General features: G+C 41.2%; 7 protein-coding genes and 5 pseudogenes. 9 read left to right on the forward strand and 3 right to left on the reverse strand.

All coding sequences use genetic code 11. The annotated features are described in order from the left end of the window. Window positions 1-492 precede the first annotated feature (492 nt). The 5 genes and pseudogenes from QNH10_RS05855 to QNH10_RS05875 all read left to right on the forward strand — a co-directional run bounded on the left by QNH10_RS05855 (window position 493) and on the right by QNH10_RS05875 (window position 5058). Window positions 493-932, forward strand: a pseudogene (locus QNH10_RS05855) (urea transporter). 62 nt (window positions 933-994) lie between these two features. Continuing rightward, window positions 995-1372: an urea transporter gene (locus QNH10_RS05860; RefSeq protein WP_283734575.1), complete on the forward strand. Its 378-nt coding sequence runs from the start codon at window positions 995-997 to the stop codon at window positions 1370-1372. A gap of 395 nt (window positions 1373-1767) precedes the next feature. After that, window positions 1768-2336, forward strand: a pseudogene (gene ahpC / locus QNH10_RS05865) (alkyl hydroperoxide reductase subunit C). 209 nt (window positions 2337-2545) lie between these two features. After that, window positions 2546-4071, forward strand: a pseudogene (ahpF, locus tag QNH10_RS05870) (alkyl hydroperoxide reductase subunit F). Between the two features lie 276 nt (window positions 4072-4347). Then, window positions 4348-5058 (forward strand): annotated as a pseudogene (locus QNH10_RS05875) (phosphotransferase family protein). 119 nt (window positions 5059-5177) lie between these two features. Here QNH10_RS05875 and QNH10_RS05880 read toward each other — a convergent pair. Continuing rightward, on the reverse strand, window positions 5178-5681 hold the full coding sequence (locus tag QNH10_RS05880) for a DinB family protein (protein WP_283733866.1): 504 nt from the start codon (window positions 5679-5681) through the stop codon (window positions 5178-5180). A gap of 262 nt (window positions 5682-5943) precedes the next feature. Here QNH10_RS05880 and QNH10_RS05885 point away from each other — a divergent pair. The 4 genes and pseudogenes from QNH10_RS05885 to QNH10_RS05900 all read left to right on the forward strand — a co-directional run bounded on the left by QNH10_RS05885 (window position 5944) and on the right by QNH10_RS05900 (window position 10144). Then, window positions 5944-7414: pseudogene (locus tag QNH10_RS05885) on the forward strand (DHA2 family efflux MFS transporter permease subunit). Window positions 7415-7587: 173 nt separating this feature from the next. Continuing rightward, window positions 7588-8463, forward strand: coding sequence for a M23 family metallopeptidase (locus tag QNH10_RS05890; RefSeq protein WP_283733867.1), 876 nt, complete (start codon window positions 7588-7590; stop codon window positions 8461-8463). A gap of 185 nt (window positions 8464-8648) precedes the next feature. Continuing rightward, window positions 8649-9128, forward strand: a complete 480-nt coding sequence (locus tag QNH10_RS05895) for a cupin domain-containing protein (RefSeq protein WP_430541096.1) — start codon at window positions 8649-8651, stop codon at window positions 9126-9128. A 305-nt stretch (window positions 9129-9433) separates the two neighbouring features. Further along, window positions 9434-10144, forward strand: coding sequence for an endonuclease V (locus tag QNH10_RS05900; RefSeq protein WP_283733868.1), 711 nt, complete (start codon window positions 9434-9436; stop codon window positions 10142-10144). Between the two features lie 16 nt (window positions 10145-10160). On the opposite strand, the gene QNH10_RS05905 is transcribed toward QNH10_RS05900, so the two are convergent. Beyond that, window positions 10161-10877 carry a polysaccharide deacetylase family protein gene (locus QNH10_RS05905; RefSeq protein WP_283733869.1) on the reverse strand — a complete coding sequence of 239 codons (717 nt, stop codon included), beginning with the start codon at window positions 10875-10877 and terminating at the stop codon, window positions 10161-10163. Window positions 10878-11037: 160 nt separating this feature from the next. Then, a complete protein-coding gene (locus tag QNH10_RS05910; protein ID WP_283733870.1) occupies window positions 11038-12414 on the reverse strand; it encodes an MATE family efflux transporter in 1377 nt (458 codons plus the stop codon). Window positions 12415-12569 lie beyond the last annotated feature (155 nt).

Genomic DNA, 12569 nt, shown 5'->3' on the forward strand with positions numbered 1-12569 from the left:
GGATTCAAGTGTTGAAATCAGAATTGCACCCAATTCGTATGTGAAAAAGTCAAATATCATGTTTGGGTGCCTGTGCAACACTCTGGTCAGATAATTTACTACAATTGCATAAAATAAACAAAGAAGCCAACCAGGTCTATATTCGGTCGGCTTCTTTCTGCATGTAAATAACTTTTATCGAATTGTCCTAAATGTGTGGTGCACAGGCGTTGGGAAGTGGATCGCACGTCTTCAAAACGTTATCTTCGCCGATTTGTAAGCCGCTTCTTCAACGATTGTGTTGAGTGAAGCGGCTCTTTTGTCTTGTCGACACGGCAGCACGGGATGCCAATAGTAAGAAGGATAAAAAGTGATTAAAAAGCAATGCCGTTGGGATTACTATATATCGTCTTAGGGTATGAGAACGAAAAAGGTGAAAAGAAGGGGAGCATCGGTATGGAAAGCGGTGGAAAGAAAGGAGTCGGAAAAAGATTTCCTTTACTTTTGGCAACGATGAAAGGCATCTCCCAGGTAATTTTAATCGAAAATTGGGTGACGGGTCTATTCATATTGACTGCAATCATGATTACCTCCCTACAACTTGGTTTGATGGCGTTTCTTTCGGCAGCGGTCGGCACGCTTTTCGGACGTTTAGGCGGTGGGAATCCGGCGATTGTTGAACGGGGGCTTTATGGATATAATTCCATGTTGACAGGGATGGCGCTCTTTCTGTTTTTAGAAGGGCCAGTGAGTTGGGGATTGCTTTATTCGGTGCGGTCATTTCGGCTGCAATTACTGCTTCGGTAATGAGATTTCTGCAGCCTGCCGGTATGCCGACATTGACATTTCCGTATATCGTGACAACATGGCTCTTCATGTTGTCTTCGTATCGATTCGAAGCATTTAAATTGACGGACGAACTAATGCCGCAAAATGTATCGCACTGGAGTTAGAGATTGCCGGGGAAATCCATTGGTTAAGTGCTTTTTTTGACGGGGCCGGACAAATTTTCTTTCTGCAGGGGTTAGTTGCCGGATTGCTACTTTTTTTAGGAATCTTCATTGCGAGTTGGAAGATGGGGTTGTATGCGCTCGCCGGTAATTTCATCGGTATCTTTACCGCATACATACTTGGTGGTGAACATACGCTCATCGATGCAGGGCTGTACGGCTATAATGCTATTTTGACAGCGCTTGCTGTTGGGATAGTTTTCCGGGACGGTGCGAACCGGCTCTCGCGATACAGTGCGATAATCGCTTGCGTTGTGACGGTTGTGTTTATTGGAAGTGTCGATACCGTGCTTTTACCTTTCGGATTACCTGCTTTGACGATGCCGTTTGCTTTAAGTACTTCGATTTTTATAGGTGCACGGATGATGATGCGGCACACCTGATAGGTCTTATTGCTAAAAATATGATGGTTTCCTAACTGCTTTTAATTAGGAAATCATCATATTTTTATTATATTATGTATATTTACCATCTTTGGAATAATCAATAATTGATAACACTGTTATGTAGTTGAGAAATACTATCAATTTAAAAACATAATTCGGCTTAAAAATCGAATGAATTGTGCCATGTCACATCTCTGTAACTATTGATATAAAAGGTTTGTGATGAATCAAAGTGTATCAGTTGACAAAATTCGACAACTAAATGATAATGAATATGTAATTAGAATTATTATAGTTAAGCAGCAAGATCTACAACTTTTTTATTGCTGGGGTTAGGTTTTGATGAAATGACCTAAACTAACTATGATTAAATCAATAGGAGGAATTTTTACATGTCATTAATCGGAAAAGAAATACTACCATTCAAAGCGTCAGCTTACAATAGCGGTACAGGTGAGTTCATCGATGTAACTCATGAGAACCTAAAAGGCCAATGGAGCATCGTTTGCTTCTATCCTGCAGACTTCACATTCGTTTGCCCAACTGAGCTTGAGATCTTCAAGATCAATATGCAACACTAAAACAACTTGGCGCTGAAGTTTACTCCGTTTCAACGGACACACACTTTACACATAAAGCTTGGCACGATCATTCAGATGTGATCAGCAAGCTGGAATATATTATGATCGGTGACCCTTCACAAACGATTTCACGTAACTTCGACGTTCTTGATGAAGAAGCGGGCCTTGCACAACGCGGTACGTTCCTTATCGATCCAGACGGCATTGTTCAAACAGTTGAAATCAATGCGGACGGTATCGGACGCGACGCAAGCGTTCTTGTCGACAAAATCAAAGCTGCACAATACGTTCGTAACAACCCAGGTGAAGTTTGCCCTGCAAAATGGAAAGAAGGCGAAGAAACACTTAAGCCAAGCCTTGACCTTGTAGGTAAAATCTAATTTCACTACATGAATGATAACAGGGAAGGCCCCTCCCTTTTAAGGGAAAGGGGCCCTTTGTTTTTTAATGGATATTGGTGGATGTCTTAGATTTTGAATCGAGGCCAGTACGCTACTGGACTGCAAACGCGCTTCTTAATTCGATTCAAAATCTAAGGCGTTCAAGCCGAGTTTTTTATAGATAAAGTACAAGTCGAGGAGTAGATTACATGTTAGAAGCAAATATAAAAGCACAATTAGCCCAGTATCTTGAATTGATGGAGGGCGATGTCCATCTGAAAGTTAGTGTTGGTGAAGACAAAGTGTCACGCGAAATGGCGTCGCTTGTAGATGAATTAGCTACGATGTCAACACATATTAAAGTAGAATTAGTAGACTTGGAAAGAACACCAAGCTTTACTGTAAACCGTCCTGGAGAAGAAACAGGCATTACATTTGCTGGTGTCCCACTTGGCCATGAGTTCACATCATTGGTTCTTGCTTTACTGCAAGTAAGTGGTAGAGCTCCAAAAGTGGATGATAAAGTGATCGAGCAAGTGAAAAATATTAAAGATACATTACACTTTGATTCATATATTAGCTTGAGCTGTCAAAACTGCCCCGAGGTTGTACAAGCACTTAACCTTATGAGCGTGTTGAACCCTAACATCACGCATACGATGATTGATGGTGCGGCGTTTAAAGAAGAAGTTGAAAGCAAAAACATTCTTGCTGTTCCGACTGTATACCTTAACGACGAGCCGTTCTCAAATGGCCGTAAAACGATTGAAGAGATCCTTGCTGAACTTGGAAACGGACCGGATGCATCTGAATTTGAGGATAAAGAACCGTTTGATGTACTTGTTGTCGGTGGTGGTCCAGCGGGAGCGAGTGCCGCAATTTATGCGGCTCGTAAAGGGATTCGCACAGGTATTGTTGCAGATCGTTTCGGAGGACAAATTTTGGATACGGCTGCAATTGAGAACTTCATTAGTGTGAATCACACGGAAGGTCCGAAGCTTGCGGCAAGCCTTGAAGAGCATGTAAAAGAATATAATATCGACATTATGAACTTGCAACGTGCGAAACGTCTCGAGAAGAAAGACTTTACGAGATTGAATTGGAAAACGGTGCAGTTCTAAAGAGTAAATCCGTTATCCTTTCAACGGGTGCAAGCTGGAGAAATATCGGAGTTCCTGGAGAAAAAGAATTCAGAAATAAAGGCGTCGCTTACTGCGTGCACTGTGATGGTCCATTATTTGAAGGTAAAAACGTTGCGGTTGTTGGTGGCGGAAACTCCGGTATTGAAGCGGCAATCGACCTTGCAGGTTATACTACTCATGTAACAGTACTTGAATTCAACTCCGAGTTGAAAGCTGATTCTGTTTTACAAGAGCGCTTACGTAGCCTGCCGAATGTCACTGTCGTAACGAATGCTCAAACGAAAGAGATTACGGGAACGGATAAAGTAAACGGTGTTACGTATGTTGAACGCGAAACAGGTGAAGAAAAGCATATTGAGATTGCCGGAATCTTCATCCAAATCGGTCTTGTACCAAATACAGCTTGGCTCGGCGACTCCGTTGAGCGCAATAAATTCGGTGAAATCCTTGTTGATAAGCGCGGTGCAACGAATGTTCCTGGCGTATTTGCAGCAGGAGACTGCTCGGACAGCCCGTTCAAGCAGATTATCATCTCCATGGGATCCGGCGCAACTGCTTCATTAGCTGCGGTTGATTATCTTGTAAGAAATTAATTGAAGACACCAACCAACCGGTTATCGCCGGTTGGTTTTTTTACGTCCTTTATATGATATTGGTCAGTTTCGGAAAGTTATCGGTCAGTTTCGAAGGTTTATCGTTCACTTTGAACTCGTTATCGGTCAATGTCACAAAGTTATCGTCGTTTCATGACCTTCGAACTACCTTAATTATGCCTTCCTTTACCTTATGGATAAGTAAGTTCCAGGAAAAAGCTTGCGGCGAAATTATGCGATTCTATTTACGATTAATCTGTAGTATCTTTACAGGAAATCTATCTTTATGAAAATAAAATCGTAAAAGTTTTTAAGGATTATTTGCCACCAACCGAATCGTCTTATGAGGCGGATAAACAGCGGTTTGCTCATTCATGTGGACTTTCAGTTCCACAAGTTTTAGATGTCACGAAAATAGACGGAAAACAAGCGATCGTTATGGAATATATCAAAGGGAAAACAATTGGGGAATTGTTCCTTGAAAACATGGAGCTGGCGGAGTATTACATAGACATCTCCATTGATATACAGCGAGAAATTCATGAGATTCATGCCGATTCACTTGAATCAATGTCCCAAAAATTACGTCATAAACTTGAGTCAGCCCCTCAACTCGAAAATAGGCAAAAAGAGAAGTTACTAAAGAAGTTGGATTCGATGACGTATGAAAAAATGCTTTGCCATGGGGATTTTCATTTGTTGAATTTAATTATGTCGGAAGATCAAGTGACGATTATCGATTGGGTGGATGCGAGTGCAGGAGATATCCGCGCTGACGTGTGCCGGACGTATCTTTTGTATTCAGAACTTTCGTCGGAAGTGGCCGAACTCTATTTACGGTTGTATTGTGAAAGACCGGATTGAAGAAAGATGCTATTTTGCAATGGTCACCGATTCTTGCGGGGAGCTAGACTAACTGAGAACGTATCCATGGAAAGCACGGAGCGTCTATTAGATATAGTGAATCACTACTGTCCTGTAGAGTGATTTGCAGGTACGACAAATGCATAAAATGAATGAAGAAGCCAACCAATTCGACATTAGGTTGGCTTATATTGAATTACCATAAATACGTGGCGAATAGGCACCGACAAAAGTACCTGCTGTTACACTGTTGGCACAGGAGCGCCGAACGCTTTCCATTCTTCTCGCGCTGGACCATACACACCGTAAACAGGCAGTCCAGCTTGGCGCATGAGCACTGTCATTTGTCCACGATGGTGCGTTTGGTGAGACATGACAATACCGAGTACAGTACCGACTGACCATTGTTGTCCGTACATCTCTTTCATCTCGGAAAGAGAGTTGTCCGTCCATTGTTCTTTGATTGCGGCGATGATTGCTTCATTCACAGTGCGATAGGCTTCAGCAATCTCAGACGCTGATTCCGGAAGTGGCAAATTATGATTCGTAGCCTCGAACTCGAGGTCTGTGCGCGACATCATGTCGCCAAGTGCTGTCACGATATGCCAAGCGACTCGACCGAGCGTGCGGTCTTCAGGCGAAACCTCCGTGCTCAGTGATTCATCCGTCAATGTGTCCAGTAATTTCTGTGTAGAATTACTTTCATGTTCCCAAAGAGTAAAAAAATCTTCAACCGTCGTAAACATACTAACATCTCCTTTATAGTCATTCCTTTACTGCTTCGTGAAATGTCTATCAAACTCCTTCTTTGCCCTAAAATTCCTGATTGCATATAAAGAATGAAGAAGCTAACCACTCAACATTTGGATAACTTCTTTTGTTTAGAAGAATTATTTTGTCATCAATAAATTTGTCCAAATTGTGAACTCGCTATGAGGAAAATAAAAAATAGTACTTACATCGGCGAGAAAATTCCTGATATAGTTAGAATCCTGTTGAGCTAATTGGATGGTTTTGTATACAAAAACGTCAACAGATCATTATGCATTGAAGGAGTTTTATCAAGTGAGTACATCATCAACACCCAAGCAACAATTCAAAAATGGTCCGATCATGGCGGCACTTCTAGTAGCTGGTTTTGTAGGACTATTTAGTGAGACGGCTTTGAATATTGCTTTCGTAGAATTAAGTTCGATTTTCAAGATTGACCCTACAACGGTTCAATGGTTAGCAACAGGCTATTTCTTAACATTGGGGATTTTAGTGCCTGTATCAGGTATCCTAATGCAAAAATTTACGACCCGCCAAATGTTTATAACTTCTGTAGTTCTTCTCCTCGTAGGAACAGTATTAGCGGCAGTAGCTCCGGTATTTGGTGTACTCCTCGTAGGACGTGTTATTCAAGCAGCTGGACTCGCGATTAACTTACCGTTGACACAAAACGTCATTTTTACTATTTTCCCGCCGAATAAGCGAGGCGCTGCGATGGGCGTTATGGGATTAGTCATGTTGGCTGGTCCATCACTTGGTCCAACAGTAGCGGGTCTTATTTTAGATACACTTTCGTGGCATTATATTTTCTGGGTTACTGTACCTTTCTTGCTGTTTTCATTAATCTTCGGATTCATATATTTACCGAATGTCAATGAAATCCGCAAAGTTTCGATAGATGCATTATCTGTTATTCTTTCGACGATTGGATTCGGTGGTATCGTTTACGGCTTCAGTGTATCAGGCGTTGAAGGTTGGACAAGTGGAACGGTTCTTGGAGCAATTATTGTCGGGTGTTAGCGATTATCCTTTTTGCGATTCGACAAATGAAAATGGAACATCCAATGATGAATTTAAGAGCATTCCGTTATCCACTTTTCGTTTTAGGCGTCATCATGAGTTTCATCACATTCTTTAATATGCTGTCGATGCTTGTCATTTTGCCGATGTATATGCAAATGGCTCTTGTCATTGCAGCATTTACAACAGGACTTATCTTGTTGCCGGGTAGCTTGTTGAATTGTATTCTCGCACCCATCATTGGCCGTTTATTCGACACATATGGTCCGCGAGCGGTCATAACACCGGGAACCGTTATGGTAGCCCTTGGTTATGCAAGCTATACGCAATTCGGTACAGATACGGCGTTATGGATCATTGTCGTAACGTTTATCGTCATGATGCTTGGAATTGGGCAGTGCTTGCTTCCGTACAGACAAACACGCTAAACTCCCTGCCGCGTCAGTTTTATCCTGACGGAATTGCTATTACGCAAACGATCCAGCAAGTCGCTGGTGCAATTGGGATTGCAGTAATCGTCTCCATATTTACTGCGAAAAAGAATAGTTACATGGAAACAGTTGCGAATGTACCGACGGAAGCTGCAGCTTCTGGTTCATCAATGGTCTTCACAATCGGTTTAGTATTAGCGGTCATCAATATTATCCTGTCTCTATTTTTGAAAAAGCCCGCTTCCACTATTCAATAAGTATTTGGGAGCATATTAAGAAGAAGTCAACATTTATTGAATGAGAAGCTAATCGGGTAAATAACCCCGGTTGGCTTTTTTGTTGAAACTTAAAAGAACATGTACCGTATAGTAGGTTCAAAGAAAGTTTAGTGGAAATTGCCTTTTACTATAGAAAAGGGGGTACAAAAAAGATGTTTGGGATAATTTTTTCAATCACCATGCTCATAGTACTGCCGGTTGCTTTCATTGGGGTACTGTGGAAAGCGTCATTTAAGACAAAGTTGGAGTGGTTATTGGATGCTTTGACTACGGCTGTGTTACTTGTTTGGCTGTTCCAGTCTGGCAATTGGAGCTGGGTCGGTTATTTTTTCCGCTACTTATGGTTAGGTCTATTTATCATTGCTTTAGTTATTTCATGGAAAAAGATACGCAGTTTACCGTTCACTGCAAAGTACGAAAAAAGCCAGAAAAGATCGATTGGTATCCATGTCTTCCTATTGTTCGTTTTCGGCGCATATAACACATTCGTATTTCCGAGTTACACCGTCGATGAAGAGGCAATTGAGCTGGCATTCCCACTTAAACAAGGAACATATTTTATCGGTCATGGCGGAAATAGTGTGCAATTGAATTACCATCATGCATACGAGAGTCAGAAGTTCGCGTTGGATGTTCTGAAGTTGAATAAAATCGGAACACGTGCAAGTGGCCTTTATCCGAAAGATTTATATAAATACGCCATCTATGGGGATGAACTATACAGCCCATGCAATGGAAAAGTTGTCGAATCAAGGAACGACCTACCGGACCTGACGCCACCAGAAATGAATCCGGAAAATCCGGAAGGGAACTATGTTGCCTTAGTGTGCGAGCAACATGAAGCTACGATTTTCCTCGCGCATATGCAATATGGAAGTGTTAATGTTACTGAGGGCGAAGAAGTGAAAAAGGGTCAGCTTCTTGGGATGGTCGGCAACTCTGGAAATACGAGCGAGCCGCACTTGCACATTCATGCTGAATTGGATGGAAAGGCGTGCCAATTACGTTTAATAATCGATTTTTGGTGAGGAATAGCTTAATGAGAACAGAGAAGTGAAAAACGATTTCTGCTATTTGTTATTGCGAATGGCAGACACCTGTTTTAGGTAGGGACATAGGATAAGAAGATTAGGATAATGAAAGGATTGAGAACGATTTATAATTACCCTACTATGATTCCGGTCTATCTTGTCCCAATGACCATGCCCAAGGGATGCCCGTTCAATGGTCACAGCCAAACACACAATGGCAAGCGGGCGGTAATATGTCGATTCCGTTGCAAGATTATGGACCAAACCCATTTGTTGTTAATATGATGGCGGCAGCAATTCAAAACAATAATTATCGAACTGCTTTTTGGACTGGAAAACATTTTCAGATCACGTTAATGAGCATCAATGTCGGGGACGATATAGGATTGGAAATCCATCCGGATACAGACCAACTCATCTATATTGAACAAGGCCAGGGGCTTGTTCAAATGGGGCCAAGTAAGGACAATCTGAATTTTGTTCGAAACGCATCCGTGAATTCTGCGGTAGTAGTGCCGGCCGGAACATGGCATAATGTTACAAATACAGGACCTACTCCATTGAAACTATTTGTACTTTACGCCCCTCCTCACCATCCATTTGGGACATTTCATGCGACAAAGGCGATTGCTGAGGAAGAAGAAAAAGGATATGGACAATGAACGAATGCTACCGCCACCCATGCAATTCTAAATGCATAGGTGGCTGTTTACTTTTTATTCCACGGAATGGACCTTGGCAGGAGAAGAATGGACCTCGGCATAGAAAGAATGAGCTCTTATGGAGAAGAATGGACCTTGGCATAGAAAGAATGAGCTCTTATGGAGAAGAATGGACCCTTGTAGAAAAGAATGGCCCTTTGTTCGATAGTATGCCCCTAAGAAATCCTTATCTATAAAATAAGGGGCAGCTGGGCACATTGTTCAATAGAAGACATTTGCTTTTAACAAAGGGGAAGTGGAGGAAATTGAAAATCTATCCTGTACATCCGCTTACTATCAATCCCAGCGAATTCATTTCCATTCAGGAAAAGTTGGCGGCACAGGTTGATGTCAGCCGACAAATATACTTCCATGATATCCAGACCGTGGCTGGTGTAGATGTGGCCTATTCAAACGCGAATGGAAAAGAGATGGGGTTCTGTCATATCGCGGTTTTCGACCTCTCTACAATGGAAATCATGGAGAGAGCAGAAAGTCTCGGCCATATCACAGTTCTATACATGCCGGGCTTTCTTGCATTCCGCGAACTTCCATTGATCATCGAGGCGGCGAGTCAGTTGAAGAATTCACCTGACCTCTTTCTATTTGACGGCAATGGAATACTGCATCCAAGAAGGATGGGAATCGCAACTCATGCTTCATTTTTTCTTGGAATCCCGACTATCGGCGTTGCAAAAACGTATTTTAAAGTGGGTGATTCGGAATTGACGGAGCCCGATCAAGAGAAAGGCAGCTTTACAGATATAATAGAAAGCGGAGAAATAATCGGCCGGGTGCTTCGGACATCAGAAAGCGTAAAACCAGTCTTTATTTCTCCTGGTAATCAAATTGACATGGACTCCTCGACAAGGATAGCTCTTGCGCTGACAGGGTATGAAAGTCGACTGCCCATTCCTGTTCGCGAAGCAGATATTGCGGCAAGGGTTATGCGACAAAAATGGCGGGAGGATCAATGATGAACCAATTGGTTTATTAATCATTATTATCTTTCAAGTTCTGAAGCTCATTTACTGTAACAAATGTGTATCCTTCATTTAATAATGATTCAATTATTCCTTCGATAACTTTAAGTTCCTCGCCACTTTCGTCAAACATAGGATGCATTAATATAATGGACCCAGGAGTGACATTCTTGTTAATATAATCAATTTTATCAGTGGTGTTTAAAATCATGTCGGGTTCAAGGTTCCAGGTTATTGTATCTTTTTTCACCTTGAATAAATAATAAGGCAACCCGACAATCTTTTTTCCATTTGGCGGTCGAAAGTCTATTTCTCCTTCAAATCCAATGCTGCGAATTAAATCGTCTGTTTTTTCGATTTCTTCCTTAATAAAAGAAGGTGATTTAAAAATCATTCGTTGATGTGAATACGTATGATTTCCGATTTGATGACCTTCGTCTAAAATTTTCTTTGTTATTTCGGGATTTTTTTCAATTTCATTCCCAATTAAAAAGAAGGTCGTTTTTACATCATACTTCTTTAATAATGTGAGAATATCATCGGTGTTCTTTGTTGGACCGTCATCAAAAGTGAGTGCAACTACTTTTTGATTCGTTTCCACTTTGTTTGTCAGCCCTCCAAATAACTGAAATTCTCTGGAATTCATCAATTCATATGTTCCCACTCCCACTAATAATAAGAAAACCAACAGAATACTTGTACCAATGAATAGTATTTTCTTTTTCATAAGTTACTAATCTCCTCCTTTGCAGCTTAGGAACAATGACAGTGTAGAGGACAAACATTTAATCATACAATCTCGCGTATGAAGAAGTAAAATGGCTATTATAAAAAAACAGGATCTTTCCAAATGGAGAGATCCTGATTTTTCGGTTTTAGAAAACCATTCAATCACGCAACATAACCTGTAACGTTTTCTTTTTCCATCTCGTTTGGAAATACGTATACTGGGCAATGAAATTCACACAGAACGCTATTGCATACGAAGCCCAAACGCCGTTCAATTGAAGGGAAGTATGGTGGGATAGGAAATACGCGACAGGTACTTCGCAAGCCCAAATCGTAAGGACCAAAAAGATGGTCGGCCAGAGGACAACGCCTGTTGCGCGCATCGTAGCAGTTACAGTTTGCATATGACCGAAAATAATATAACTCCAAAACGTAATGAATAAATAATCTTTTGCAATAGAAAGAGTTTCAGCATGATCAATGAAAAGACCTAAAATTGGTTGTGCAAACAGATACATAATGGCGATAATGATTCCGCCTAATACATAGTTTAGGCGTACACCGATCTGCCGGATTTTTTGAATCATTTGCGTGGAACTGGCACCAAGCGCTTGTGCGACGAATACTGATGTCGCAATCGCGATACTCATCGCCGGCATTTGTGCATATCCGCCAATCTGATTAACTACGCCATAAGCAGCTGTCGCACTGGATCCGTAGACGTTCACAAATCCGATGATCGCAATTTCAGCGACCGAAATCGCCACCATGCTTATACTGGCCGGGATTGCTAGTTTCAATAAGGATGACAAAATATCCTTCTTTAATCTGAAGTATTGCAACACCGTTTTATCCAACCGCAAACTATGTTGTTTCTTGTGTAAATAAAGTAAAAGCAATAGAAGTGTTATAAGGTTGGACAAAACCGATGCATACGCGGCACCATTCAAACCAAGACGGGGCAAGCCAAGCCACCCGAACATAAGAACAGGGAGAAATATAATGTTTAAGATTACACTGATAACCAAGAAAATGAACGGTGTCTTGGAATCACCAACTCCCCGTAAGAAAGTCGTGTACACCATGTAAATAAACATAATTGGTAAAGTGAAAAATAAAATACGGGCATACGCAACACTTTGAGCAAAAATATTTTCCGGTGTCTGCATGATGCGCAAAATCGTTTCAATGAATACGCCACCGAAAATGGCAACGACAATCGATAAAAGAGTCGTGGCTGCCAACGTGACGCCAACAACTTGCTTCATTTTATCAATATTGCCCGCGCCGAAGGTTTGTCCTACCAATATCGAACTCCCGGAACCAATGCCAATCGCAAATGCCATCAAAAAAAAGAAGAACGGGAAGAACGCGGATATTGCTGCGAGGGCATCGACCCCCAAATTTCTCCCCACTAAAAACATCCCGAAAATCTGACCAAGGGATTGTAAAATATTCGCGAACATAATCGGTAGTAGAAAACTCATGAACGCTTTCGTTAATGCCTTTTCATCGCGTACAAGTGTATTATTCATAATTTATTCCTTTTCATTTTTAATAGGTAAAGGTAAATATAATTCCTATACTGAATGGTGTCAATAAAAAATGTTTAAGCATGTTTATGACAAATTATACTGTATAAGGTAGTATTTGAATATGTAATTGATTTATATACCTAAAACTAATTAAA

This window comes from Sporosarcina thermotolerans (assembly GCF_030067815.1).
GTDB lineage: Bacteria > Bacillota > Bacilli > Bacillales_A > Planococcaceae > Sporosarcina > Sporosarcina thermotolerans.

Excerpts from the sequence above, each read along its gene's own strand:
- QNH10_RS05880 (WP_283733866.1), bottom strand. The coding sequence starts at position 5,681 with ATGTTTACGACGGTTGAAGATTTTTTTACTCTTTGGGAACATGAAAGT.
- QNH10_RS05890 (WP_283733867.1), top strand. The coding sequence starts at position 7,588 with ATGTTTGGGATAATTTTTTCAATCACCATGCTCATAGTACTGCCGGTT.
- QNH10_RS05895 (WP_430541096.1), top strand. The coding sequence starts at position 8,649 with ATGCCCGTTCAATGGTCACAGCCAAACACACAATGGCAAGCGGGCGGT.
- QNH10_RS05905 (WP_283733869.1), bottom strand. The coding sequence starts at position 10,877 with ATGAAAAAGAAAATACTATTCATTGGTACAAGTATTCTGTTGGTTTTC.
- QNH10_RS05910 (WP_283733870.1), bottom strand. The coding sequence starts at position 12,414 with ATGAATAATACACTTGTACGCGATGAAAAGGCATTAACGAAAGCGTTC.